Raw genomic sequence first — 26009 nt, forward strand, 5'->3', positions numbered from 1 at the left:
TAGAGTTACTTACTTAAAAAACACTTATATTTATAGTAAATACAAGGATATGGAAAGTATATTTCAGGGGGAGAATATTTTAGAGTTCATAAAGACATTCCCAGACGACCAAAGTTGCCGTGAATTTATAGCCAATGAGAAGTGGAAAGACGGCTATAGATGTAAACGTTGCGAGAATACGAAGTATGTTTATTTTGAAAAACACAATAAAAGAGAGTGTACCAAATGTAGATATAAAGAGAGTGCAACGGCAGGAACTCTTTTTCATAGAGTTAAATTTGGAATTCAAAAAGCATTTTGTATTGCCTTTGAAATGACTTGTACAACCAAATCAATATCCTCAACTCAAGCGGCAAAACGCTATGGAATAACTCAAAAGACTTCTTGGTTGTTTATGCAAAAAGTAAGACTTGCGATGAAGTCCTCAAAACAGTATCCAATGACAGGAAATGTACAAGTTGATGAATTTGTAGTTGGCGGAAAAGAAACAGGAAAACAAGGTAGAAGTTACGATAGCAAAAAGGCAAAAGTTGCTTGTGCTGTTGAGCTGACAGATGAAGGAAAGATAAAAAGAGGTTATGCAAATGTTATTGATGATTATTCTGCAAAGTCAATAAAACCATTATTTGACGAGCATATAAGTAAAGATGCGAATATTAAAACAGACCAATGGACAGCTTACAAAATAATAGCAAAGAGCTATAACATCGTCCAAGAAAAAAGCGTTCCTGGGAAAAACTTCAAAGAAATGCACACTATTATTCATCAGGTAAAAACTGCAATAAGAACGATTCAATCACACGTCAAAAAGGAACATCTCCAAAAATATTTAGATGAATATTTTTATCGACTGAACAGGTCAATTTACAAAGATTCTATTTTTGATAATATATTCAAACGATTAGTCTCACATCCGCATCAGGGTTGGAAGCAAATCGTAGTCATTAAGTAAGTAACTCGAAAAATTTATAAAGAAACAAATCCGTTTACACATAAAGGAATTCAAGGACATGCAATGATTATTGGTGGAAGTTATGGAAAAATTGGTTCTATAAGTTTAGCTTCAAAGGCTTGTTTAAAGACTGGTTGCGGATTGGTTACCGTTTTTATTCCCAAATGCGGCTATACAATTATCCAAACTTCAAATCCTGAAGTTATGGTACTAACTGATCAAGATGAAGAAGTCATATCAGAGATTAATTTTGATTTTAAACCACAAGCTATTGGTATTGGCCCAGGATTAGGCCAATCTGATAAATCACATAATGCCTTACATTTGTTTTTAAAAACTTACAAAATCCCTATGGTTATTGATGCTGATGCATTGAATATTATTTCAAAGTTTAAAAAATTATTAATCCACGTAGAACCCAAAACAATCATTACTCCACACCCAAAAGAGCTACAATTATTGATAGGTAGTTGGACTTCCGAAAAAGACAAGCTAAAGAAAAGTATTGCTTTCTCTAAAGAACATCAAATTATCATTGTAATGAAAGGTTCTCCTTCTCGTGTTATAGATGGCGAAACAGTTTATGAGAATACTACAGGAAATGCTGCCTTAGCCACAGCTGGTAGTGGAGATGTATTAACAGGAATGATTACTAGTTTATTAGCGCAGTTATATCCTCCGCTTCATGCTGCCTTAATTGGCGTGTATCTTCATGGTTTAACAGCTGATATTGCTCTGCCTGATACCGGCAATCAGTCCTTTATCGCTTCAGATATTATTGCCCACATTGGCAAAGCTTTTTTGAGTTTAAAAAAGGAACACAAAATAAATTGAGACAGTAAATTCATTTCTTAATTTGTAAGTTTGCACCATAGCAAAATTGCTTTATCCAATTCAATTATGGAAAAACAACCCCATCTTAGGACCGTAAATGTTACGCGATACATCACACCCTTACGGGAAGGCGGTTCTTTACCCGCTCTTGCCGAGGCTGACGATGATTTTAAATATGTCCTAAAATTTAAAGGCGCCGGGCACGGTGTAAAAGCTTTGATTGCAGAATTGATAGGAGGTGAGATTGCTAGATCTTTGAACCTAAAAATGCCCGAATTAGTTTTTGCAAATCTAGATGAAGCTTTTGGGCGTAGTGAAGCTGATGAAGAAATTCAGGATTTATTACAAGGTAGTCAAGGACTTAATTTAGCCTTGCATTATTTATCTGGAGCTATTAATTTTGATCCTGTAGTAACTGCGGTTGACGCAAAACTAGCCTCACAAATTGTTTGGTTAGATGCTTTTATTACTAATGTGGATAGGACATTCAGGAACACCAATATGCTCATTTGGCATAAAGAATTATGGCTAATTGATCATGGAGCAAGTCTATATTTCCATCATTCTTGGAGCAATTGGGAGAAACACGCAAAAAGTCCTTTTGCACTCATAAAAGATCATGTACTATTACCACAGGCTTCCTTATTACAAGAGACAAATATTGATTTCAAAAAAATCCTTACTTACGAGGTTTTAAAAAATATCGTAAACCTAATTCCCCACAACTGGCTTCAATGGGAAGAAACTCAGGAACAGCCAGAAGCCATTAGAGAAATTTACTTTCAATTTTTAAGCACTCGCTTAGATCATTCCGAAATTTTTATAACAGAAGCACAAAATGCAAGAGCAACACTTATATGAGTATGCCGTTATTCGTGTTGTACCAAGGGTAGAGCGCGAAGAATTCCTTAATGTTGGGGTTATTCTTTTTTGTAAAAAAGCAAAATTTATAAAAGTTTTATTCGAAATCAAAGAGGTTAAACTCCGTCTTTTTTCGAATGACTTGGATATAGAACAACTAAAATTAAATGTTCAAGCTTTTGCAAAAGTAGCTCATGGTGAAAAAGATGCTGGGCCAATAGGACAATTTGATCTCCCTTCACGATTTAGATGGTTGACGGCGCTGCGTAGTTCGGCCATTCAAACTTCAAGACCACATCCAGGATTATGCGACAACCTAAACCATACAACTCAGCGACTTTTTGAAGACTTAGTGTTGTAGCATCATAGTATCCAAAAATACCCTTTCAAATTATTGCATTCAAAAGGGTATTTACACTTTAAAGTGTTTCGGTTGTGTTTATAGTTTTGCTTAGTACCATAAATTCTAAAGGTTCATTAGCAATAGGAATATGTACATCAATTGAAGGAAATGGTTCTCTCGCGCCAGTGTCCTCATACCCGTTGCGCAGATACCAGGCAATTAATTCTTCACGTACGGTAATTACGGTCATGACAATTTTTGACAAACCTAGTTCCACAGCATGAATTTCAGCTTGCTGCAATAATTTTTTTCCAACGCCTCCATTTTGCAAATGTGGCGCAACAGTCAACATACCTAGGTAAAGGTGTTCAGTTTTATCAACTAATAAAACGCAACCTACAATTTCATCATTACTACTAAATTTTAGCAGTGTGTTTTTTGTATTTAAAACAGTTTCTTTTAATTCACTCTCTGTGGTACGCAATCCATCCAGAATGTTAGCTTCGGTCGTCCAACCTTGCTTAGAGATTTCTCCGCGATAGGCTGAATTAATCAATTTATTCAATGCAGCAAGGTCTTCAAGTGTAACTTTGGTAATCATAGAACTGTTTTTTTTTAGATACCAAAGGTAGAAAAAACCATTTCACATTTAAAATAATTTTGTTTTTTGTTCTGTAAAACAAAAGAGAACATTTTTATACCGTTTATTAAAAAATTACTTTAAGAAATTTAGACAAATATTGCAAGCGGCACTTGCGCTCCTAATTTATTTTTTGATAAATATTTAATTAAGTATACTATTCCTTAATATAATGTAAATTGGAAGTTCTTATAGCATCCTAATGTCTAGACACAAAATATTTATATTTTAAAAAAAAAAAAAACAAATACACCTTTAAGGAAAAACAATAAAGGAACGTAAAGGATTTATAGTTATTAAAGAGGGTTAAAAAAAACCTTAAATAAATTATAAAAAAATAGTATTCATTTCTATTTGTCAAATTAATGCATTTGATCCTACGGTAAAATCCTTTTATAGATTTCTAGATAATAATAATAATAATAATAATGCTACCAAAGCTGATATTACACAATATAACAGCTAACTGCGTTCAGTCTTGCGATAACAAATTAAATTATGCATTCTAGATACCACCGAAATTAGTTTACACAATCATTAAAATACTGTAAAAAAGAATCCTGCAATTGTACTACGTAATGCTATTAAAGGAAGTATTAAATTGCTACATCAACCTAGTAAAAATTAGCAGTAAAGAATCAGAAATTAAAAAAAATCATTCAGACAAAGATTTAAAGCGTCAAGTTTGGACGATTAAAGAGAATGACTATGCTTCAGAACGCAAACCTGAATTAACAACATATTGCATTGGCATACAAAAAATTACTTCGATGCTGCAAGTTTAGGATTTATTCCAAGAAGTAACGCAATGGTAGGATTGCAAGAATATCCAAGTATTTAACAGTTTCAGTCATAAAAAAAATAAACACCGTAAAAAAAGTAGCAAATAGCAGGAATTAACTCTTTAAATCCATCCTTTTGACAAAATATAAATACCGAAAACGTTTGAAACTTTGCTCTTACGGCCTTTGTAAGCCAAAATAAAATCAATAAATTAGCCACTTCAAACTTTATACCAAAACACAATGAAAAATACTGCGCTAACGCATATACACGAGAGTTTGGGAGCAAAAATGCTTCCTTTTGCTGGATACAACATGCCCATTTCATACGAAGGAGTTAATGCAGAACATGAAACAGTGCGTAATGCAGTAGGGGTTTTTGATGTGTCTCACATGGGAGAATTCTTGCTTACAGGTCCAAATGCATTGGCTTTGATACAAAAAGTAACTTCAAATGACGCATCAACTTTAACAATTGGAAAAGCACAATATTCTTGTTTGCCAAATCAAGACGGCGGTATTGTAGATGATTTGCTAGTTTATAAAATGAAGGAAGAACAATATTTACTGGTTGTTAACGCCTCGAATATTGAAAAAGATTGGAACTGGATTTCAGCCCAGAATGATTTGGGTGTAGATATGAAAAACATTTCGGATGATTATTCTTTACTTGCCATACAAGGACCAAAAGCGGTTGAAGCCATGCAACCTTTAACTTCAAAAGATTTATCAGCTATTGCCTATTACCATTTTGAGGTAGGTGATTTTGCTGGAATTGAAAACGTAATTATATCTGCAACGGGTTATACTGGCTCAGGTGGTTTTGAGATTTATTGTAAAAACGATGAAGTAGAACAAATCTGGAATAAAGTTTTTGAAGCTGGCGATTCTTTTGGCATAAAGCCAATAGGTATTGCCGCTCGTGATACCTTGCGTTTAGAAATGGGTTTTTGCTTGTATGGAAATGATATTAACGATACAACCTCACCTTTAGAGGCTGGTTTGGGTTGGATTACTAAATTCACTAAGGATTTCACAAATGCTGAAAATTTAAAAAAGCAGAAAGAAACTGGAGTGACTAAAAAGTTAGTTGCATTTGAAATGCAAGAGCGCGCAGTGCCAAGACATGATTACGAAATTGTAGATGCATCAGGAAGTGTGATAGGACTTGTGACCTCTGGAACCATGTCTCCATCAATGAACAAAGGAATAGGAATGGGTTACGTTACAGCAGCCAATAGCGCACTAGATAGTGAAATTTTTATTCGTATTAGAAAAAATGATGTATTAGCTAAGGTGGTAAAATTGCCTTTTTATAAGAAATAAAATGATTTTTAAACCTGCATAATTATTGTATTTTTGCAGTTCAAAATAACAAATAGTAATGGGAAGAGCGTTTGAGTTTAGAAAAGGAAGAAAAATGAAACGTTGGTCAGCAATGGCCAAAGCATTTACCAGAATAGGTAAGGATATTGTCATGGCTGTTAAAGAAGGTGGTCCAAATCCTGAGGCCAACTCTAGGTTAAGAGCCGTAATACAAAACTCTAAAGCAGTTAATATGCCTAAAGAGAATGTGGAGCGTGCGATAAAAAAAGCTACTGATAAAGACACAGCAAATTATAAAGAACAATTGTTTGAAGGCTACGCGCCACACGGAATTGCAATTTTGATAGAAACCGCAACAGATAATAACAACAGAACTGTTGCAAACATTAGAAGTTATTTCAATAAATGCAATGGAACCATGGGAACACAGGGATCTGTTGAATTTATGTTTGATCATACTTGTAATTTTAGAATCCCAAATAACAATCAAGATGTAGAAGAACTTGAATTAGAGTTTATTGACTTTGGTGCTGAAGAAATTTTTGCTGATGAAGATGGAATTTTAATTTATGCTCCTTTTGGTAGTTTTGGAACCATTCAAAAAGAACTTGAAAGTCGTGGAATCGAAATCTTATCTTCGGGATTTGAGCGCATTCCTCAAATCACAAAAAAATTAACAGAAGCAGAAATGGCCGATGTTGAAAAATTAATTGAAAAAATTGAAGAGGATGATGACGTGATGAACGTGTATCATACAATGGAGGAATAATTCCTTTCTTAAAAACCCAAAAACTCTTGAGCAATCAGGAGTTTTTTTTTACCCATATACAACATCAATAATCTACATGCAGGGCAAAACAAAAAAAAAACTCCAGAAAATTCTGGAGTTTTATATGATATTTTGATAAAATACTCTATTTAATAAATTCAATTTTCTGAGCCTCTTCTTCATTGACACTATCAAAAAAACCTTGCTCGTTCATCCAGTCATCACTAAAAACCTTACTCATATATCGAGATCCATGATCTGGAAAAATAGCTATTACGTTACTATTTTCGTCAAATTCTCCCTCTTCTGCGTATTGCTTAATTGCTTGCATTACTGCTCCAGAGGTATAACCCACAAACAAACCTTCTTTTTTAGTAATTTCTCTGGCGGTGTGTGCGCTTTCCTCATCTGTCACCTTCATAAACTTGTCTATAATATCAAAGTCGGTTGCGGATGGAATTAGATTTTTTCCTAAACCTTCAATTCTGTATGGATAAATTTCTTCGTTATCAAACTCTCTAGTTTCGTGATACTTCTTCAGCACTGAACCAAAAGCATCAACTCCTAAAATTTTAATATTAGGATTTTGTTCTTTTAAGTACTTTGCAGTTCCTGAAATAGTTCCGCCTGTTCCACTACATGCTACAAGATGCGTAATAGCTCCATTAGTTTGTTTCCAAATTTCTGGCCCTGTAGACTTATAATGCGCATCAATATTTAACTGATTGAAGTATTGGTTAATATAAACAGAACCCTTGGTTTCTTCATGTAAACGCTTAGCTACGTTATAGTAGGAACGTTCATCATCTGCAGATACGTGAGCAGGACAAACATAAACCTTAGCACCCAAGCTGCGTAACATATCGATTTTGTCTTTTGATGATTTTGAGCTAACTGCCAGTATACAATTGTACCCTTTAATGATACTTACCATAGCTAAACTAAAACCTGTATTGCCTGATGTAGTTTCAATTATAGTATCACCAGGAGACAAAATACCTCTTTTTTCAGCTTCTTCAATAATGTATAATGCTATTCTATCTTTTGAGGAATGTCCCGGATTAAATGCCTCTACTTTAGCGTAAAAATTTCCAACTAAATTTTCTGTAACTTTATTTAGTTTTATAAGTGGCGTATTCCCTATTAGTTCAAGAACATTATTATATGCAGATATTTCTTTTTTCATAAAAAAATAGTTAGTCATAGTGTACTTTAAGTTAAACCATGAACGATGCAAATTTAACAAAAAAAAATCTAATTAGTTTTTAATTTCTTCTAAATCTAACAAAAAACTATATTCTTTAGCCAGCTCTTTAAGCGCTTCAAAACGTCCAGACGCGCCACCATGCCCTGCATCCATGTTTGTATTTAAATACAACACCGTATCGTTAGTTTTTAGCGTACGCAGCTTTGCAACCCACTTTGCTGGCTCCCAATATTGTACTTGTGAGTCATGTAAACCCGTTGAAACATACATATTAGGATATTTTTGTGATTTTACGTTATCATAAGGAGAATAGGACAACATGTATTTGTAATATTTCTTTTCATTTGGATTACCCCATTCGTCATATTCACCTGTTGTAAGAGGAATGGTATCATCAAGCATAGTTGAAATAACATCTACAAATGGCACTTGAGCAATAACACCATGGTATAATTCTGGAGCCATATTCACAACCGCTCCCATTAATAAGCCACCTGCTGATCCGCCCTCGGCATACAAATGTTCTGGAGAAGTATATTTTTCTTGTATTAAATACTTGGAACAATCAATAAAATCCGTAAAAGTATTTTTCTTTTTAAGCAATTTCCCGTCTTCGTACCATTGTCTTCCTAAATCTTCACCACCGCGAATGTGCGCAATGGCAAAAACAAAACCTCTATCTAAAATAGACAAACGTGTTGATGAAAAATAAGTGTCCATTGTAACACCATAAGAACCATACGCATAAAGCAACACCGGATTAGTACCGTCTTTTTTCAAACCTTTTTTGTATACCATTGAAATTGGAACCTTAGTCCCATCAGTTGCTGTGGCCCAAACTCGCTCCTCTATGTAATTGTTTTTATCAAATTTTCCACCTAGAACTTGTTGCTCCTTCTTAACCTCTTTTTCTTTGGTCTTCATATTAAAGTCAATTACAGAAGATGGTGTTGCCAAGGATTGATAGCTGTAACGCAAAATATCAGTGTCAAAATCTACATTTGTAGTAGTGTAGGCATTGTAAGTTTCACTACCAAAAGGCAAATAATATTCTCCCGCACCACTCCAAGGCATGATACGAATATGATTTAAACCATTAGAACGTTCTTCAACAACAAGATAGTTTCTGAAAATTTCAATATCTTCCAGCAATACATCTTCTCTGTGCGCAATGACATCCACCCAATTTGCTTTTGCAGTAGCGCTTTCAGGAGTTTTCATCAACTTGAAATTTGTTGCTTTGTCTTTATTCGTCAAAATATAAAATGAATCTCCAAAATGTGAAATACTATACTCTAAACCACGAACTCTAGGTTGAAAAACCTTAAATTCAGCATCAGGAGTATCTGAATTTAAAATTCTATATTCGGTAGTCAAGGTACTCCCCGATCCTATTACAATATATTTTTTTGATTTTTCCTTTCCAACGGAGACGTTGAAAGTATCGTCTTTTTCAAAAAACACTAGTACATCTTGATCCGAGTTTGTATTTAATTTATGCTTGAATACTTTATCAGAACGCAGTGTAACTTCATCTTGTTTGGTATAAAAAATCGTTTTATTGTCATTGGCCCACACAGAACTACCAGTTGCATTTTCTATTTTATCAGAAAGAATTTCACCTGTTTCTAAATTCTTTACTTGAATGGTGTAAATACGTCTTCCAACGGTATCAACACCAAAACTAGCAAACTTGTTATCTGGACTTAAACTTAATCCACCTAATTGAAAATAAGAATGCCCTTTGGCTAAATCATTACAATTAAAAAGAATTTCTTCGGCAGCAGTTAAACTTCCTTTTTTTCTGGAGTAAATAGGATAATCTTTTCCTGTTTCAAAACGAGTAATGTAGTAATATCCATTATACAAGTAAGGTACTGATTCATCATCTTCCTTAATACGAGATTTCATTTCCTCATACAATTCTTTCTGAAAACCTTTGGTATCTGCGGTCATAGCTTCATAATAACTGTTTTCTTGATTTAAATAATCAATAACCTCTGGATTTTCTCTTTTGTTTAACCAAAAATAATTATCCACACGAGTATCGCCGTGTTTCTCTAAAACCGTTGGAATTATTTTTGCTAAAGGTGCTTTTATATTTTCAGACATTTGCTGTGCGTTTATTTTAGTTATTGAAAGTGCAAAAATAAGACAAAGGCCACTTAGTAAAACGTTATTTTTCATGATTCTTTTATTGAATTGAAACACTAAAGTAGTAAATTTGTAGTTAAAACTTAAAATAATTTCAACATGGACTTAATGGGCATGATGGGTAAATTAAAAGAAACCCAACAAAAAATTGAAGATACTAAGAAAAGACTAGACACTGTTCTTATTGATGAACAAAGTACTGATGGCTTATTAAAAGTAACATTAACTGCTAACAGAGCTTTAAAATCAATACGAATTGATGACGCTTTATTAGAAGATAAAGAACAATTAGAGGATTATTTAATTCTGGTTTTAAATAAAGCCATTGAAAAGGCTACTAAAACAAATGAAGCAGAACTTGATGCTGTCGCTAAAATGGACATGCCAATGATTCCTGGAATGGACAACTTGTTCAAGTAATCGAGAGAATATGAGTTTGTGAATTATGAGTTTTTAAATTGTCAAAACTCATAATTCATAACTTATACTTTATTTATACCAATTTCTGCAACGTTTCTAATACATAAGTATGCATTACTTCTTTATAATCAAGATGCGTTACAATTCTTAATTTTCCGTGTCCCATAGAACTGATAAAGATATTTTTTTGCTTCAAGAGTTCAATAAGATTTTTCTCGATACAATTTGGAACCAAAGAAAATATTAAAATATTAGTTTCAACTGGTTCTACAGATGCTACCCAACTTGTTTTCTTCAACACTTCGGCAATTTCCTTTGCTCTACGGTGATCTTCGGCTAACCTCGTGATATTATTTTCAAGAGCATACAATCCAGCTGCTGCTAGATATCCTACCTGACGCATTCCGCCACCAAGTATTTTCCGAATACGCAATGCTCTGTGAATTGTTTCTTTATCACCCAATAGTACAGAACCAATAGGAGCTCCTAAACCTTTTGACAAACATACTGAAATGGTGTCAAAAATTTTACCATACGCTTTAGGATCTTGATTTTTAGCAACCAAAGCATTCCAAATACGAGCTCCATCTAAGTGAAACTTTAAATGATTGGCATCACAAACAGCTTTTATTTTTTGTAAATCTTCTAGTTCATAGCAAGCACCGCCACCTTTGTTTGTTGTATTTTCAACACATACTAAACTTGTTAATGGGCTATGATAAAACTCTGGATCATTAATCGCCGCTGCAACTTGGTCAGCAGTAATCATGCCTCGATTTCCATCTAGTAGACAACAAGAAACTCCACTATTAAAGGAAACTCCGCCTCCCTCATAATGATACACGTGTGCATATTTATCAGCTATTAACTGCTCCCCTGGCTGGGTGTGAAGCTTAATTGCAGTTTGATTGGCCATAGTCCCCGATGGAAAAAAGAGACCTGCCTCCATACCAAACATTTGAGCTACTCTAGCTTCAAGTTCAATAACGGTAGGATCTTGTTTATACACATCGTCACCAACTACAGCATTTAACATGTGAACTAGCATTTCACGAGATGGCTTTGTAATGGTATCGCTAATTAAATTTATTTCCATAGTATTCTTTTATTTTCAGTGCGAATGGTTCGCGAATTGTCCCTTTGTAAAAAATTTCTATTTTTGCAGCACAAATTTACACAATACGGTTTGTATATTGCAAAAAGTTCCGTTAAAACTAAAACAATTGAACAAACGGAATAGTACAAATCGATTTCTAAAAAAATAAAAACTAACTTATGACAACTACCGAACAAATAAAAGGTATTGTGGAGCGCCTTGGTGCGTTGAGGAGGTATCTTTGACGTTGATGCCAAATTAATTGAGATTTCAAACGAAGAAGAAAAAACCTTTGCACCTGATTTTTGGAATACTCCAAAAGAGGCAGAACTATTGGTGAAAAATCTTCGAAATAAGAAAAAGTGGATAGAAGATTACAATTTGGCTGTTGAAATGACAGACGAACTGGAACTTGCTTACGAATTTTATAAAGAAGGAGAACTCACACCCGAAGAACTTGACGCACAATTCAATGCTACTAATAATCACATTGAAGCTATAGAATTTAAAAACATGCTCTCGGATGAAGGGGACACACTTAGTGCTGTAGTACAAATTACAGCTGGCGCAGGTGGAACAGAAAGTTGTGACTGGGCCGAAATGCTCATGAGAATGTACATGATGTGGGGCGAAAAATACGGTTATAAAATTAAAGAGTTGAACTTTCAAAAAGGAGATGCTGCCGGAATAAAAACGGTAACCCTTGAGTTTGAAGGAGATTATTCTTTTGGATATCTTAAAGGAGAAAACGGAGTACATCGATTGGTGCGTATTTCGCCTTTTGATAGTAATGCTAAAAGACATACCTCTTTTGTTTCAGTATATGTTTACCCCTTAGTTGATGACAGTATAGAAATTGAAATCAACCCTGCTGATATTGAAATAACGACCTCTCGATCTAGTGGTGCAGGTGGACAAAATGTCAACAAGGTAGAAACTAAAGTACAACTGTTTCATAAACCTACCGGAATACAAATTCAATGTTCTGAAACGCGTTCGCAACAAGACAACAGACAACGAGCCATGCAAATGTTACGTTCGCAATTGTATGAAATTGAATTGAAAAAGAAGCAAGCACAACGCGCCGATATTGAAGCTGGAAAAATGAAAATTGAATGGGGATCACAAATACGCAACTACGTAATGCAACCCTATAAATTAGTCAAAGATGTACGAACTGGCTATGAAACCAGCAACGTTGATGGAGTGATGAATGGAGAAATTGACGAATTCTTAAAAGCCTATCTCATGATGATGGGACAAAAAGAATCATAAAAGATAAAATCCTACACAATCCTATTTTGTGTAGGATTTTTGGTTTTTTTTAAACATCACACTTATGAAAACCTTTTTTACATCACTTATATTATTGACTTCTTTTCACGTTTTTGCACAAAACAAAATTTATTTTACTGAGGATTTTAAAGAACTTCCCAACGCAGAGACAGCAAAATATTACAGTATATTCGAACAAAAAGACAAAGGTACCACCCGAACCACTTTTTATATAAATGATACGATTTACTCTAAGAATTACTTTTCTAACTATAAAAAAAGACAAATTGATGGTACGTTAGAACGATGGTATTCTAACAAAAAAAAAAAATCTTTAGCGATTTATGTAAAAGGAAAACAAGAAGGTCCACAAACTCGTTACTATGAATCTGGAAAAGTAAAGCGAATCGAAAACTTCCTAAATGGTTCCTTTGTTGATGGAAAATGATTTGATGAAAATGGAATAGAAATTGCGTTTTTTCCTTACTCCGTAAAAGCAGAATTCCCTGGAGGAGAAAAAGCTTTTCATGACTTCATTGCCTCTGATTTTAAAAAACCAAACAATAGTTTTGGCCAAGTTATAATTGGATTTTCAGTAGAATTGGATGGTTCTTTAAATCATTTTGAAGTAATAAAAAGTATCAATAAAGAAATTGATTTAGCAGTAATCAAAACATTAGTAAGAAGTCCAAAATGGCTTGCTGGAAAAATTGATGGCAAGGCAATCGTAACAAAGCACAAACTTCCGATTACATTACAATTATTTGAAGAAAAACAATCAAAAATTGTTCGAACTAAAATGGAAGATTAATTAGGATAACTAAGGGTAAATTCTTTTATTTGAAAAATATTTAACTCATAAACATCCTATTTTTTAATGAAATCCTATACAATTCTAGAAATAAATGAAATTCTGAAAGGAGAAATTATTGGATCAACCCTAACTGGCATTACCGCACCAGAGCAATTAGAAGCAGCAAGTGCTACTGATATTTCATTTATTGGCAACAAAAAGTACGAAAAATTATGGAATTCATCAAAGGCTTGTGCAGCTATAGTAAATGAGGATATTAGTATTGAACCTGGTGAAAACCGTGCCTTCATCAAAGTAAAGAACGCTGACTTAGCCATGTCACAAGTACTTGAGCTTTTTGCTCCACCTACTCCAATATTCAACGTAGCCATACATCCTACAGCAGTAATTGATGCTAGTGCAAAAATTTGCAATGGCGTTCAGATTGGGGCAGGATGTTATGTAGGTCCTAATGTGGTAATAGGTGATAATAGCACTATATATCCTAACGTAACAATTTTAGACGAATCAACTATTGGTAAAAACACAGTTATTTGGTCTGGTACCGTGATCAGGGAACGCTGTCATGTTGGTAACGATTGCATCATACACCCCAATGCTACAATTGGAGCAGATGGCTTTGGTTTTAGACCTGATCCACAACGCGGCCTGGTTAAAATCCCTCAAATAGGCAATGTAATCATTGGTAATAATGTAGAAATTGGAGCCAATTCTTGCATAGATAGAGGTAAATTTAGTTCAACAGTACTAGGTGACGGTTGTAAAATTGACAACCTTGTACAAATAGGTCATAATAGCAAATTAGGTAAATTTTGTATCATGGCAGGTAATAGCGGACTTGCTGGTTCAGTAACATTAGGTAACGGCGTTATTATTGGCGGAAGCGCTTCAATAAAAGACCATACAATTATTGGCGATGGTGCTATTGTGGGTGCGGGATCAGGTGTAATAGGTGATATTGCAGCCGGTAAAACCATGCTTGGCTACCCCGCTATAGAAGCTCGAGACACCTTAAGACAATGGGCTATACTAAGAAAACTGCTAAACGAATCAAAAAAATAAAACCTTTATTTTTATCACATTCATAAAAAAAACAGAAGTTCGCTTCTGTTTTTTTTATTTAAAACCAAAATAAAAACATTATTTTGATTTTACTTGATAAGATAATCAAGGTATATTTAGTAGTATTTTGTATTTTAGCTGAAACTTTTTAATCGAATAAATCATGGATTTAAACTTCAATAAAAATGAAGACCACAATAAACTTCTACTCTCTGCTTTACGTCAAAAATTAAGTACCGTAAAATTAGGAGGTGGAGAAAAACGCATTCAAAAATTACATAGTGAGGGCAAAATGACTGCCAGAGAACGAATAGATTACTTACTAGATGCAAAGGCTAAAAGTATAGAAATTGGAGCTTTTGTTGGAGAAGGAATGTATGCTGAACATGGTGGCTGCCCCTCTGGTGGAGTTGTTGTAAAAATAGGCTATATAAGAGGCAAACAATGTATTGTAGTTGCAAATGATGCTACTGTAAAAGCAGGTGCTTGGTTTCCTATAACTGCTAAAAAGAACCTTAGAGCACAAGAGATTGCAATGGAAAATAGATTGCCTATCATTTATTTAGTGGATAGTGCCGGAGTTTATTTGCCATTGCAAGACGAAATTTTTCCAGATAAAGAACATTTTGGTCGTATTTTTAGAAATAACGCACACATGAGCAGCATGGGTATTACCCAAATTGCAGCTGTAATGGGTAGTTGTGTAGCAGGTGGTGCCTACTTACCTATCATGAGTGATGAGGCTATGATTGTGGATAAAACGGGTAGTATTTTCTTAGCGGGTAGCTACTTGGTAAAAGCAGCCATTGGAGAAAGCATTGATAATGAAACCCTTGGCGGAGCTACAACACATTGCGAAATTTCTGGAGTGACTGATTATAAAGCGAAAGATGATAAAGATGCTCTTGATCGTATAAAAAATATTGTTGACAAGATTGGTGATTTTGATAAAGCTGGATACAATCGCATAAAAGCTGAAAAACCAAAATTTGATGAAAATGAAATGTATGGTATATTGCCAAAAGCACGTAGCGAGCAATATGATATGATGGACATCATCAACAGATTAATAGACAACTCTGAATTTGACACGTACAAAGATGGTTATGGACAAACCATAATTACTGGTTATGCTAGAATTGATGGTTGGGCTGTAGGGATAATTGCCAATCAAAGAAAAGTGGTTAAAACTAAAAATGGAGAAATGCAATTTGGAGGCGTAATCTATTCGGATAGTGCTGATAAAGCCACCCGATTTATTGCCAATTGCAACCAGAAAAAAATTCCGTTAGTTTTCATTCAAGATGTAACTGGTTTTATGGTGGGATCAAAATCTGAACATGGCGGAATTATAAAAGATGGAGCCAAATTAGTAAATGCAGTGTCTAACTCAGTAGTACCAAAATTCACCGTGATTGTTGGTAATTCTTATGGTGCTGGAAATTATGCCATGTGTGGTAAAGCGTATGATCCTAGATTAATTTTTGCTTGGCCAAGTGCTGAACTAGCTGTAATGGGAGGAACACAGGCCGCAAAAGTACTTGCACAAATAGAAGCCTCATCGCTAAAGGCAAAAGGTGAAGTGGTTGATGAAAGTAAAGAAAAAGAGTTATTTGACAAAATAAAAGCAAGATACGACGAACAGGTTTCTCCTTATTATGCAGCCTCAAGATTATGGACTGATGCTATTATTGATCCATTAGATACCAGAACTTGGATCTCTATGGGGATTGAAGCGGCAAACCACGCTCCTATTGAAAAGAAATTCAATTTAGGCGTTATTCAAGTATAACATTCTTACCAATTATAAAAAAAAGCATCCCGAAAGTATATTTTGGGATGCTTTTTTATTTACAGAAACTTTATTATAAACTATTTACAATTTCAGCGCGTTTTAATTTACCATTATCTGTTTCTTTAAATTTTGGAACATAAAAAACAGCTTTTGGTTTTTCATATTTGTCTAAACCATCAAAAAAATCATCGGGCAACAACTGATTTTCTCCTTCGATAACTAAAATTAGCTTTTCTCCAAGTTCAGAATCTTTAATACTGGAGACAAAAAATCTTTCCTTTATTCTGGCAGATAGTTTTTGTTCAATTTTTTCAGGAATCAATTTTATACCACCACTGTTAATTACATTATCAACTCTACCTAGGAAAACAAATTGATTGTCATCATTAATTTCGACTAAATCATTCGTAACAATTGATTCATTAGAAATTAAAGGTGCATCAATCACCAAGCAATTTCTATCATCTTGCGAAATTTTAATATTGGGCAACACCGAAAAGAAGTCTTCACCAACTTTTTTAGCTGCTATATGAGTAATTGTCTCAGTCATGCCATAGGTTTCATACACTTTTGTGGAAACTTTTGACAACTCATTTTCAAGAATCTTTTCCATTTTTGCACCACCAACAATCATTTTTTTTACATTCTGCAATGCCTTTATTGAATTTTGAGCTTGCAGAGGAACCATAGCAACAAAATCATATTTTTTGGTGTTTCTTAGAAGTGGTTCAGCACTTGGAGCAACAAAGTCAAGATCAAGACCCAAAATAAAACCGCGTACTAACATCATTTTTCCCGCTATAAATTGGGTTGATAAACAATGTAAAGCGCTGTCTCCTGGTTTCAAATCGAAAAAATCTCCCGTGGCTAAAGCCGAGTTTACCATGGCTTGTTTCTCCATACGAATAAGCTTAGGCTTTCCAGTAGTTCCAGATGTATTAAGCATGAGATATGGTTTTGCATCAAACCAATCCAATAGAAAATCACCTACTGCTTTCTCATAGGCTTCTCCTTCCTTAATAAGACTATATGCTACCCTGCATAAATCATCACGATCAAGGTGAAAACCATTTAATTTAAACAAATTATGCACATTTTGATAAGTAACTGTAGTGGTCATGATTGTGATTTTTACAAAATTATAATCTAAACCGATGGAATCCTGCCGGTCAATTTTTCTTTCCAATTGGTCCATTGGTATTTCTTACTAAAGATAAACAAAAGTATTGGATAAATAATAAAAACCGGTAAAATGACATCAATTCCAGCAGATGGAATTGAGATATCCTTTAGTACAGAATTCGTTTGGAATGCTGACCAATCAGAAGTAATTAATAAGGCACCGATAGTATTATTAGCAGCATGAAAACCAAGTGCTAACTCCATGCCATCATCCATGAGTGTCAAAATACCTAAAAACAAACCAGTTCCAATATAATAAACCATAATTATTGGACCCATTTTTTCTACTTCGGGATTAAAAAAATGCAATCCACCAAAAATGATTGAAGTCATCAACAACGGAAACCACTTATTATGGGCTAAAACTGCAAATCCTTGCATCAAATAACCTCTGAAAATATATTCTTCGGCACTTGTTTGTAAAGGAATCATAACGATCCCAATTAGTGCTAAAATTAAAAAAGGAATAGGTTTAAAATTAATTTCAAAACTAGATGGATTGGCGAAATACATAATGACCGTTGATCCAATCGTAAAAAGAGACCAAACCCCGAAAGCTGTCAGTACCCTGTTCCAATCTACTTTTTTCCTAGAAGTAGTCAGAGATAGTATTGTTTGACAGTGTAACGATTTCACAATAAAAAACAGAGCAACCAATACAAACACAAAGGTTGACAATAAAAAAAACAATGTACTATTAGAATCAAAATAGGTCATCATATTCAATCCTGCGGGTTGAATATGTTTCCCAGAGCTCAAAGAGTCTAAAACAACAGCTGCTGCAAAAAATAACTGACCGACTAAAGAAGCCAGAATCAGTAAAACGGATCCCTGAATGTATTTCCAAAAACTATTTCCGGACTTAAAACCTTGAGCTATGTACATATTTTTTTGAAATTAAGTTATCCTATTATTAGTTTAACAAATGCTACTTTTGTTACAACATAATTCTAAATCATACAAAATGATTCAAATCTATCACAATCCCCGTTGCGGAAAATCAAGAGAATGCTTAACGCAAATTAAAACAACGAATAAAGAGTTTGAAATTAAACTCTACTTGCTTCACCCATTATCTATTGACGAATTAAGAACAATTGTCAGCAAACTAAACATAAAACCAATAAATTTAGTGCGCATTAAAGAAAAACTTTGGATAGAAAACTATAAAAACATAAACCTAAATGACCAAGAGGTATTAAAAATTGTTGCCGAAAATCCAATTTTAATGCAAAGACCACTTGTAGTTGATGGTGATAAAGCAATAATAGGAAGAGATTTTGAAACAATAGAGAACTTTTTGAAATAGATAAATATTGGCATTAACATTTATTTGTGATTTGTCCTGTTAAACCAATGCAAGGTTTAAGCGTCTAAAGAAAAAACTAAAGTAATCTGTAATGAAATTAATCAAACCTTTTTTAATTATTGCCTTTTTTTTATCTACACTAATAGGATTTGCGCAACCAGGCGGAGCTGCTCCTAAGATTAAAATAACAGGAAAAGTTATCGAAAAAATAAGCAAACAACCGCTTGAATATGCAACCATCACTTTTTTATTACCAAACAATCCAAAACCGATAGCTGGTGGAATTACTAATGCAACTGGAGAATTTGATATTGAAATAAAACCAGGAACTTACGATATAAAAATTGAATTTATTTCTTTTAAAGGTACTGATATCAAGCAAAAAAGCTTATTAAAAAACACCAATCTAGGACTGATAAGCTTAGATGAAGATGCAGCACAACTAAATGAAGTAATTGTTCGAGCAGAAAAAACTAGTGTTGAAATCAAATTAGATAAAAAAGTATACAACGTAGGCAGTGACCTAATGGTTAAAGGTGGTACGGTAAGCGATGTATTAGATAATATACCATCAGTATCAGTAGATGTTGAGGGAAATGTAAGTTTAAGAGGAAATGATAACGTTCGTGTTTTAATAGACGGCAAGCCCTCAAATGCTATTAATATAACTGAAGCATTACGATTAATTCCTGCTGATGCTATTGAAAAAGTAGAAGTAATAACAAATCCATCTGCTAGATATGATGCAGAAGGTGGTGGAGGTTTACTAAACATTATTCTTAAAAAAGGAAAAAATCAAGGATTGAACGGAACCATAATTGCATCTGCTGGGTATCCTGAAAACTATGGAATAAGTGGTACCTTAAACTACAAATCAAAAAAGTTTAATCTTTTTACTACACAAGGATATAACGATCGTAGCAATCCTGGAAACGCAATAACAAATACCGATTATTTAAATTCGGCAAACCAAGTAAAAAATTCAGTAAATGAGTCTCGTAAAAATGAACGTTTAAGCAAAGGTTACAATGGAAACGTTGGTATGGAATGGTATTTAAACGAAACTAGTGCTTGGACAAATACCCTTAATTACCGAAAAAGCGACGGTATGAATACGGATAATGTTTTTCAAGATTACATCAATGCAGATGGAATTCTGAATTACAGACGTAACCGTATCAACGTAGAAGGAAGCAATAGCGAAAGTGTTGAATTTGCTACCAACTTTACCAAAAAATTCAAAAAAGACGGTCACAAATTAACGATTGATGGATCATTCTCAACTAGTGATGAGTTCAATGATGCTTTGATTACAGATACACGTAGCAATAGTAATGCAGTTCAATTTGATAACACGCTAAATGATCAACAACAAAACCGGAACTTAGTTCAAATGGATTACGTTTTACCTTTTGGAAAATCCAGCCAATTTGAGGCAGGATATCGCGGTGAATTCTCAGAACTACTTACTGATTACAGAGTAGACAATGATGGTGTGATAAATAATAATTTTACTAATAAATTAGAATACAAAGAAAAAGTAAACGCTTTATACACACAATATGGTGTCAAAATAAATAAGTTTTCAGTTCTTTTTGGCTTGCGTTTTGAAGATTCAAACATTAACATCAATCAGCTTGCAACTAACGATTTTAATACTAAAAAGTACAACAACTTTTTTCCAAGTGCATTTTTCACTTACGAAATCTCAGATAAAAGTAGTGCGTCTGTTAGCTATAGCCGAAGAATACAAAGACCTAGAGGAAGAATGTTAAACCCATTCAGCAACTTATCTAGCAACATCAATATCTTTGTTGGTAATCCCGATTTAGATCCTGCATTTACAGATGCAATAGATTTTGGATACATCAGAAGATGGGAAAAACTAACTTTCAACACTTCATTATACATAAATAAAACCACTGATGTTTTTCAATTTGCTAGAAGAGAATCAGGAGACTTTGTTATTACTATCATTGACGAAAAAGATACTGTAGAAAATGGCGAGGTAACCCAAGTTAATGGTCGTCCAGATACACGTACACCAATTACAATTAGCTCCCCTATAAACTTATCAACAGAGTATCGAGCAGGTTTTGAATTTACACTTAATTATTCTCCATACAAATGGTGGAAATTAAACGGTAATTTTAACTTCTTCAGGAATGAAACTCAAGGAATATATGAGTACACTAATTTTAAAAACGAAAAAGTAACACAAAACTTCAATAATATCGCTACTTCTTGGTTTACTAGAATTACCTCAAAAATAACATTACCAAACAAAATTGATTGGCAAACTAATGCTACCTACAATGGTCCTCAAGGCAACGCACAAGGAAGAAGCTTAGGAGTATTTGCGGCAAACTTAGCCTTTAGTAAAGATATTATGAAAGACAAAGGAACACTTTCATTTAACGTAAGCGATGTTTTCAATTCTAGAAAGCGACTTATGGAAACTAAGTTACCTCTGTTTGCTAATTCATACAGCGAAATGCAATGGAGAGAAAGACAGTTCACACTTTCCTTTACTTACCGTTTTAACAAATCTAAAAACGAAAGAGAAAAACCTGCCCGCAAAATGCAAAATGAAAGCGAAGGTGATTATCAAGGATAAAAAAAATAAGGACTCATGAGAATGAGTCCTTATTTTTTTCGTTTAAAGTCAAAAAAAAAAGAACTCATAAAAACGAGTTCTTTATAATACTAAAAAAGCTTAAACAGATTGTTCTTGCTTCTTTTTTGCTTTCTTCTCTTTGTATGCTTCCCAACTTGCACCGCCAACCCAATAGGATACGAAACCAACTAGAAAAAACATTAACCAAAATCCCATTGTTAGGATGGTTAAGAAAAGTAAAAAGCCTAAATACTGTGAAAATTCAAACATGTTTTCCGGAATTTTGAATGTAGGTACAAATGTAACGTTAATTATTTTTGGTAGCAATAAAAAAACATAAAAACTAAAGATGCACTTGTCAAAATAATTATATTACGTACATTACATAAACAAGCCGTTCATTTCTAGAAATCGTAAATTTCACATAATTTAAAACGATTGCACTATTCATACATTAATAAGTTCATTAATAAAGTCAAATAAAATGAGGTATAGAATTGAAAAAGATACGTTAGGCGAGGTACGTGTTCCAATAGATAAATATTGGGGAGCACAGACAGAACGTTCTAGAAATAACTTCAAAATTGGAGAAGCGGCATCTATGCCAAAAGAAATCATATATGGTTTTGCCTACTTAAAAAAAGCAGCCGCATACACCAATTGCGATTTAAAAATTCTATCAGAGGAAAAACGAGATTGTATTGCTATGGTTTGTAATGAAATTTTAGACGGAAAACTTGACGATCAGTTTCCATTAGTAATCTGGCAAACTGGGTCTGGAACTCAAAGCAACATGAATGTAAATGAAGTGATTGCAAATAGAACTCAAATTATTAAAGATTTACAAATAGGAGAAAACCAATTTATTAATGCAAATGATGATGTAAACAAATCCCAATCATCAAACGATACTTTTCCAACGGCAATGCACATTGCTGCTTACAAAATAATAGTTGAAAGTACTATTCCAAATATTGAAAAATTAAAAAACACACTTCAAGCTAAAGCAATTAAATTTAATACTATTGTTAAAATAGGTCGAACCCACATGATGGATGCTACACCTATAACCCTTGGACAAGAAATCTCGGGATATGTAGCCCAATTAAATTATGGATTGAAGGCTTTAAAAAACTCACTACCGCACCTATCTGAAATAGCACTCGGAGGAACTGCTGTAGGAACTGGCCTAAATGCTCCAAAAGGATATGCTGTAAAAGTTGCTCAATACATTACTGAGTTTACCGGACATCCATTTATTACAGCCCAAAATAAGTTTGAAGCCTTAGCTGCTCATGACGCTATTGTTGAGAGTCATGGCGCTTTAAAACAATTGGCCGTTTCTCTAAATAAAATTGCAAATGATATCCGCATGCTGTCCTCTGGACCACGATCCGGAATTAATGAAATCCTCATTCCTGAAAACGAACCTGGTTCATCTATAATGCCTGGCAAAATAAATCCAACGCAATGTGAAGCATTGACCATGGTATGCGCACAAGTAATAGGAAATGATGTCGCAATAACTATTGGTGGAATGCAAGGTCACTATGAATTAAATGTATTTAAACCCCTTATAGCATCAAATTTTTTACAATCTGCTAGATTACTTAGTGATGCATGCTTGTCATTTGATCTTCATTGTGCCCAAGGAATTGAACCAAATCATAGCAGAATTAAAGAATTACTAGACAATTCATTGATGCTAGTAACCGCCTTAAACCCAAAAATAGGATATTACAAAGCAGCAGAAATTGCTCAATCCGCTCATAAAAATGGTACCACATTAAAATACGAAGCAATACGTCTTGGATATGTAACACCCGAAGATTTTGATAATTGGGTAAAACCTACTGAAATGATATAAAACAAGAAGCCCTGTAATCTAATTACAGGGCTATAATAAATTCACTAAGAGTTTGTTAATTAGTTTTGGCTTTTAAGGCATTATATTCCGCAATCAAATCCATAGAACGATATAACTTTAATAGCAAATCAGAAACTGTTTTATCACTAGGCTGCAACGCATTTGCTTTTTCAAGATATTTAATGGCACCTTTTACAATATCATCCATTTTAATTTTTAAATTATCATAGGTAAGCATTTCTGCTTTGGAGGTTCCTAAAACACTCATTTGCTCACCTATTGCTTTTTTCTTGTCTAAACTTAAATACGCCAGTTCTAAATATCCATCAACTGATGTAGGATCATATGCAACGAGCTGTTTATAGCAGTTTTCGGCTGCAGCCAAATCTTTTTTCTCTCGATAAATAAAACCCATATTTAATAGAATTTCATTTCTCTTAGAAACTGCGACAACATTTCTAGGCTTTTCTGCCATTCCAGCTTTTACGTAAGAGTCTCTTTCTGTAATACTAAAATACAATTCGTCAACGTTAGTTTTTTTGTTCACTGCATAATACTCCATCCCTCTACCAGTATAATTCAATTTATTCAACTCCTTATAATTTATTAAAGCCGAGTCGTAGTCTTTAACCTTTAAATAATAAGAAGTAGAAAGGTATAAGTTGATTGTATCTTTTTTATCTATCTCATACAAGACATACATTTTTTTAGCTGCTTCGGCATAATTATCACTATTAACGTCCTTAATGGCATTATTTTGCACATCAGCTTTAATCAACTTAATAGCTTCGCGGGCTTTTACAGAGTATTTATAAGTTTCAATACGATCTTCTTCCGCAATTAATTCCTTATAAGCAGCAATTGCAGCAGAAAGATTAGCAGCTGGTTCAACTTTTTGGTCCGCTAAACTTTTATAAATTTCAGCTTTAAGCTTAAAAAACTCTGACTTGTCATCTGCAACAGCATTATTAATTAAATATTGCGTTTTTTTTAGAATCGATAATGCTCCTTGAGAATTACCATTTTTAAACTGTAATTGCGCCTCTTTAATTTGATCTTTCTGGGCATATCCAACAAAAATGTAAGATAACAATAATAATAAAGTAAAGTTCTTTCTCATGTATTCTGTGCGGTATTCGGTTAATAAAACTAATAAAATATCATATTTTAACATTTAATACTCTATTAAGTGTAGCAAATTAGATTAATAATTTGATTTTCAAAAATAATACTCGAAATATTTTTACATTAAATAAAAAAATTAATTATACTGAAAAATAATCTAAAATTTCAATTGAAATTTTACTTAAATCTACTTTTCATTATCAATTTAATAATTGTATTCACTTTTCTCTTTTTGAGATTTAAATTTAATAAATCAATTATTTTCAAAAGAAAAAAAAGTCGGGAATAAATTCACGACTTTTTAATTGATAGGTTTTAAGAACTACTTCCCATCAACAAAATCTTGTAAATAACTAAATCGCTTCGTTAATTTTCCGTTTTCAGTAATTTTAGCTCTTTCAAGAATTCCATCTTTGTCTTGATTAAAGAAAGCTGGTAACACTTGATTAATAAACATTTCTCCAAAACCATCGCTGGCATCTTTTGGCAATTCACATGGTAAATTATCAACTGCCATTACTACAACTGCAGCAGGATGAAAAAAATCAACCTCCCTATCCTCACTTGGCAAATAACCATACAAGGGGTCTTCAATAGTTGATGCTCTAAGGGTACAAGCAACGGGACCATTTACATCACAAGATACATCCCCAACAATTTTGAGTTTACATTCATTTGATTGTAACATAGCTCTAGATAAAATAATAGGCGCATCATTACCATGAAAGTGACCTGCAATATAAATATCCGAAACTTTTGTAAAACGTTCAAAATTAGACTCATATAATTTTGGGTTTTGATAAAAATCAGTAAAATCATTTAAAGATCTATCTGTCCTAATATTATAATCTAATACGTCAATTTGTGTATAAACCGGTTGTGTATATTTCTTTGTCAAATAATTTTCCGCCGAAATTTCTTTAACTTTTATAGCATCCAATACCTCTTTAATCCCATTTCCTACTTTACCAGTTCCTGTAACAACAAACTTTATCGGTGGTAGTATTACTCTTTTAAGTTGTAAAATCAAAGCCTCTTTGCCTGATAACGTTTCAGCTTTGGGCATTTTAAAAAGTTCAAATTTCAGTCCAAATGCTCTTATACTGTTATAAGCACCTACAATACCCGCATATCTACCAAAACCAATAAGCCTTCTATTTGAATCATCAACAACAGTTTCATAATCATATAAGTTAATGTTTTTTTCCAGAACGGCTTGCAGCAACTTTCTGTTATACGGTTGCTTTTTTATAGTGTGAGAAAAAAAGAAATATGATTTATTAGGAATTAAATTCTCAACAGGAACTTCTTTAACTCCAAATAAGAAATCACAATCACTCAAATCCTCTGTAACTGGTATCCCTAAATTTTCATATTGTGAATCCGCAAAAACCCTACAATCTGATGCTTCAACCTGTACTGACACTTCTTCATACTGTGTCAAAATTTGTTCAATAGCATTTGGCGAAAAAATAACTCTCCGATCTACAGGGTTTTTTCTTTCTTTTATAATTCCGAACTTCATGATTTAAATAACTTATAATTAAATTTATATAACTTTATGATATGTATTTGTTAC

At 33.5% G+C, this 26009-nt stretch carries 24 protein-coding genes; 15 read left to right on the forward strand and 9 right to left on the reverse strand.

Annotation, left to right across the window (positions count from 1 at the left end; translation table 11 throughout):
• The first annotated feature begins 49 nt into the window (after positions 1 to 49).
• The 4 genes from FJV36_RS11545 to FJV36_RS11560 all read left to right on the forward strand — a co-directional run bounded on the left by FJV36_RS11545 (position 50) and on the right by FJV36_RS11560 (position 3008).
• Positions 50 to 952 (forward strand): IS1595 family transposase, encoded by a 903-nt coding sequence (locus FJV36_RS11545; RefSeq protein ID WP_158728025.1) that lies wholly within the window; start codon positions 50 to 52, stop codon positions 950 to 952.
• 12 nt (positions 953 to 964) lie between these two features.
• On the forward strand, positions 965 to 1786 hold the full coding sequence (locus tag FJV36_RS11550) for an NAD(P)H-hydrate dehydratase (protein WP_158728029.1): 822 nt from the start codon (positions 965 to 967) through the stop codon (positions 1784 to 1786).
• A 66-nt stretch (positions 1787 to 1852) separates the two neighbouring features.
• A complete protein-coding gene (locus FJV36_RS11555; RefSeq protein WP_158728024.1) occupies positions 1853 to 2647 on the forward strand; it encodes a HipA family kinase in 795 nt (264 codons plus the stop codon).
• Entirely contained in the window at positions 2625 to 3008 is a 384-nt protein-coding gene (locus FJV36_RS11560; RefSeq protein WP_158728023.1) for a DUF3037 domain-containing protein, read from the forward strand. The genes FJV36_RS11555 and FJV36_RS11560 overlap by 23 nt, the downstream gene beginning before the upstream one ends.
• Before the next feature lie 58 nt (positions 3009 to 3066).
• Here FJV36_RS11560 and FJV36_RS11565 read toward each other — a convergent pair whose 3' ends face one another.
• Positions 3067 to 3591: a GNAT family N-acetyltransferase gene (locus tag FJV36_RS11565; protein WP_158728022.1), complete on the reverse strand. Its 525-nt coding sequence runs from the start codon at positions 3589 to 3591 to the stop codon at positions 3067 to 3069.
• 1064 nt (positions 3592 to 4655) lie between these two features.
• On the opposite strand from FJV36_RS11565, the gene gcvT reads away from it, so the two are divergent.
• Together gcvT and FJV36_RS11575 are read left to right on the forward strand one after the other, a co-directional pair.
• Positions 4656 to 5738: a glycine cleavage system aminomethyltransferase GcvT gene (gcvT, locus tag FJV36_RS11570; protein ID WP_158728021.1), complete on the forward strand. Its 1083-nt coding sequence runs from the start codon at positions 4656 to 4658 to the stop codon at positions 5736 to 5738.
• Between the two features lie 58 nt (positions 5739 to 5796).
• Positions 5797 to 6507, forward strand: a complete 711-nt coding sequence (locus FJV36_RS11575; protein WP_144893803.1) for a YebC/PmpR family DNA-binding transcriptional regulator — start codon at positions 5797 to 5799, stop codon at positions 6505 to 6507.
• Positions 6508 to 6652: 145 nt separating this feature from the next.
• Here the strand turns inward: FJV36_RS11575 and FJV36_RS11580 are convergent, their stop codons facing one another.
• Together FJV36_RS11580 and FJV36_RS11585 are read right to left on the reverse strand one after the other, a co-directional pair.
• The gene (locus FJV36_RS11580; RefSeq protein ID WP_158728020.1) at positions 6653 to 7693 is read right to left on the reverse strand and encodes a PLP-dependent cysteine synthase family protein; all 1041 of its coding nucleotides are present in this window, start codon (positions 7691 to 7693) and stop codon (positions 6653 to 6655) included.
• Positions 7694 to 7765: 72 nt separating this feature from the next.
• On the reverse strand, positions 7766 to 9826 hold the full coding sequence (locus FJV36_RS11585; RefSeq protein WP_158728028.1) for a S9 family peptidase: 2061 nt from the start codon (positions 9824 to 9826) through the stop codon (positions 7766 to 7768).
• Positions 9827 to 9967: 141 nt separating this feature from the next.
• Between FJV36_RS11585 and FJV36_RS11590 the strand changes: the two genes are divergently transcribed.
• Complete coding sequence (locus FJV36_RS11590) at positions 9968 to 10288, forward strand: YbaB/EbfC family nucleoid-associated protein (protein WP_158728019.1); 321 nt, start codon at positions 9968 to 9970, stop codon at positions 10286 to 10288.
• Between the two features lie 73 nt (positions 10289 to 10361).
• Here FJV36_RS11590 and FJV36_RS11595 read toward each other — a convergent pair whose 3' ends face one another.
• A complete protein-coding gene (locus FJV36_RS11595; RefSeq protein WP_158728018.1) occupies positions 10362 to 11384 on the reverse strand; it encodes a low specificity L-threonine aldolase in 1023 nt (340 codons plus the stop codon).
• A gap of 179 nt (positions 11385 to 11563) precedes the next feature.
• Between FJV36_RS11595 and prfB the strand changes: the two genes are divergently transcribed.
• From prfB to FJV36_RS11620, 5 genes are all read left to right on the forward strand, one after another.
• A protein-coding gene (gene prfB, locus FJV36_RS11600; protein WP_158728017.1) for a peptide chain release factor 2 occupies positions 11564 to 12659 on the forward strand; the annotation gives its coding sequence in 2 pieces (ribosomal slippage) (positions 11564 to 11626 and positions 11628 to 12659; 1095 coding nt in all).
• Between the two features lie 64 nt (positions 12660 to 12723).
• A complete protein-coding gene (locus FJV36_RS11605; protein ID WP_158728016.1) occupies positions 12724 to 13107 on the forward strand; it encodes a toxin-antitoxin system YwqK family antitoxin in 384 nt (127 codons plus the stop codon).
• Positions 13108 to 13260: 153 nt separating this feature from the next.
• On the forward strand, positions 13261 to 13470 hold the full coding sequence (locus FJV36_RS11610; protein WP_158728015.1) for a hypothetical protein: 210 nt from the start codon (positions 13261 to 13263) through the stop codon (positions 13468 to 13470).
• 66 nt (positions 13471 to 13536) lie between these two features.
• Positions 13537 to 14535, forward strand: a complete 999-nt coding sequence (gene lpxD, locus FJV36_RS11615; RefSeq protein ID WP_158728014.1) for a UDP-3-O-(3-hydroxymyristoyl)glucosamine N-acyltransferase — start codon at positions 13537 to 13539, stop codon at positions 14533 to 14535.
• Between the two features lie 163 nt (positions 14536 to 14698).
• Entirely contained in the window at positions 14699 to 16327 is a 1629-nt protein-coding gene (locus tag FJV36_RS11620; RefSeq protein ID WP_158728013.1) for an acyl-CoA carboxylase subunit beta, read from the forward strand.
• A gap of 73 nt (positions 16328 to 16400) precedes the next feature.
• On the opposite strand, the gene FJV36_RS11625 is transcribed toward FJV36_RS11620, so the two are convergent.
• Together FJV36_RS11625 and FJV36_RS11630 are read right to left on the reverse strand one after the other, a co-directional pair.
• On the reverse strand, positions 16401 to 17450 hold the full coding sequence (locus FJV36_RS11625) for an AMP-binding protein (protein WP_158728012.1): 1050 nt from the start codon (positions 17448 to 17450) through the stop codon (positions 16401 to 16403).
• A 26-nt stretch (positions 17451 to 17476) separates the two neighbouring features.
• Positions 17477 to 18397, reverse strand: coding sequence for a CPBP family intramembrane glutamic endopeptidase (locus FJV36_RS11630; protein ID WP_158728011.1), 921 nt, complete (start codon positions 18395 to 18397; stop codon positions 17477 to 17479).
• 79 nt (positions 18398 to 18476) lie between these two features.
• Between FJV36_RS11630 and FJV36_RS11635 the strand changes: the two genes are divergently transcribed.
• Positions 18477 to 18821, forward strand: a complete 345-nt coding sequence (locus FJV36_RS11635) for an ArsC/Spx/MgsR family protein (RefSeq protein ID WP_158728010.1) — start codon at positions 18477 to 18479, stop codon at positions 18819 to 18821.
• Between the two features lie 91 nt (positions 18822 to 18912).
• Positions 18913 to 21438 (forward strand): TonB-dependent receptor domain-containing protein, encoded by a 2526-nt coding sequence (locus FJV36_RS11640; RefSeq protein ID WP_158728009.1) that lies wholly within the window; start codon positions 18913 to 18915, stop codon positions 21436 to 21438.
• Between the two features lie 99 nt (positions 21439 to 21537).
• Here the strand turns inward: FJV36_RS11640 and FJV36_RS16360 are convergent, their stop codons facing one another.
• On the reverse strand, positions 21538 to 21708 hold the full coding sequence (locus FJV36_RS16360) for a hypothetical protein (RefSeq protein ID WP_086453821.1): 171 nt from the start codon (positions 21706 to 21708) through the stop codon (positions 21538 to 21540).
• 214 nt (positions 21709 to 21922) lie between these two features.
• On the opposite strand from FJV36_RS16360, the gene fumC reads away from it, so the two are divergent.
• Complete coding sequence (gene fumC / locus FJV36_RS11645) at positions 21923 to 23305, forward strand: class II fumarate hydratase (RefSeq protein ID WP_158728008.1); 1383 nt, start codon at positions 21923 to 21925, stop codon at positions 23303 to 23305.
• A gap of 55 nt (positions 23306 to 23360) precedes the next feature.
• On the opposite strand, the gene FJV36_RS11650 is transcribed toward fumC, so the two are convergent.
• On the reverse strand, positions 23361 to 24479 hold the full coding sequence (locus FJV36_RS11650; protein WP_158981120.1) for a hypothetical protein: 1119 nt from the start codon (positions 24477 to 24479) through the stop codon (positions 23361 to 23363).
• A 273-nt stretch (positions 24480 to 24752) separates the two neighbouring features.
• Complete coding sequence (locus FJV36_RS11655; RefSeq protein ID WP_158728006.1) at positions 24753 to 25955, reverse strand: NAD(P)-dependent oxidoreductase; 1203 nt, start codon at positions 25953 to 25955, stop codon at positions 24753 to 24755.
• Positions 25956 to 26009: the final 54 nt, after the last annotated feature.

The sequence above is a fragment of the Flavobacterium sp. I-STPP5a genome (genome assembly GCF_009764685.1).
GTDB lineage: Bacteria > Bacteroidota > Bacteroidia > Flavobacteriales > Flavobacteriaceae > Flavobacterium.

Bases quoted from the DNA above. Each gene is read 5' to 3' on its own strand.
- FJV36_RS11620 (WP_158728013.1), top strand. From the start codon at position 14,699: ATGGATTTAAACTTCAATAAAAATGAAGACCACAATAAACTTCTACTC.
- FJV36_RS11555 (WP_158728024.1), top strand. From the start codon at position 1,853: ATGGAAAAACAACCCCATCTTAGGACCGTAAATGTTACGCGATACATC.
- FJV36_RS11640 (WP_158728009.1), top strand. From the start codon at position 18,913: ATGAAATTAATCAAACCTTTTTTAATTATTGCCTTTTTTTTATCTACA.
- FJV36_RS11580 (WP_158728020.1), bottom strand. From the start codon at position 7,693: ATGAAAAAAGAAATATCTGCATATAATAATGTTCTTGAACTAATAGGG.
- FJV36_RS11625 (WP_158728012.1), bottom strand. From the start codon at position 17,450: ATGACCACTACAGTTACTTATCAAAATGTGCATAATTTGTTTAAATTA.
- FJV36_RS16360 (WP_086453821.1), bottom strand. From the start codon at position 21,708: ATGTTTGAATTTTCACAGTATTTAGGCTTTTTACTTTTCTTAACCATC.
- FJV36_RS11650 (WP_158981120.1), bottom strand. From the start codon at position 24,479: ATGTTAAAATATGATATTTTATTAGTTTTATTAACCGAATACCGCACA.
- FJV36_RS11590 (WP_158728019.1), top strand. From the start codon at position 9,968: ATGGACTTAATGGGCATGATGGGTAAATTAAAAGAAACCCAACAAAAA.
- FJV36_RS11605 (WP_158728016.1), top strand. From the start codon at position 12,724: ATGAAAACCTTTTTTACATCACTTATATTATTGACTTCTTTTCACGTT.
- FJV36_RS11630 (WP_158728011.1), bottom strand. From the start codon at position 18,397: ATGTACATAGCTCAAGGTTTTAAGTCCGGAAATAGTTTTTGGAAATAC.
- FJV36_RS11560 (WP_158728023.1), top strand. From the start codon at position 2,625: ATGCAAGAGCAACACTTATATGAGTATGCCGTTATTCGTGTTGTACCA.
- lpxD (WP_158728014.1), top strand. From the start codon at position 13,537: ATGAAATCCTATACAATTCTAGAAATAAATGAAATTCTGAAAGGAGAA.
- FJV36_RS11595 (WP_158728018.1), bottom strand. From the start codon at position 11,384: ATGGAAATAAATTTAATTAGCGATACCATTACAAAGCCATCTCGTGAA.
- gcvT (WP_158728021.1), top strand. From the start codon at position 4,656: ATGAAAAATACTGCGCTAACGCATATACACGAGAGTTTGGGAGCAAAA.
- fumC (WP_158728008.1), top strand. From the start codon at position 21,923: ATGAGGTATAGAATTGAAAAAGATACGTTAGGCGAGGTACGTGTTCCA.
- FJV36_RS11545 (WP_158728025.1), top strand. From the start codon at position 50: ATGGAAAGTATATTTCAGGGGGAGAATATTTTAGAGTTCATAAAGACA.
- FJV36_RS11655 (WP_158728006.1), bottom strand. From the start codon at position 25,955: ATGAAGTTCGGAATTATAAAAGAAAGAAAAAACCCTGTAGATCGGAGA.
- FJV36_RS11565 (WP_158728022.1), bottom strand. From the start codon at position 3,591: ATGATTACCAAAGTTACACTTGAAGACCTTGCTGCATTGAATAAATTG.
- FJV36_RS11585 (WP_158728028.1), bottom strand. From the start codon at position 9,826: ATGTCTGAAAATATAAAAGCACCTTTAGCAAAAATAATTCCAACGGTT.
- FJV36_RS11635 (WP_158728010.1), top strand. From the start codon at position 18,477: ATGATTCAAATCTATCACAATCCCCGTTGCGGAAAATCAAGAGAATGC.
- FJV36_RS11575 (WP_144893803.1), top strand. From the start codon at position 5,797: ATGGGAAGAGCGTTTGAGTTTAGAAAAGGAAGAAAAATGAAACGTTGG.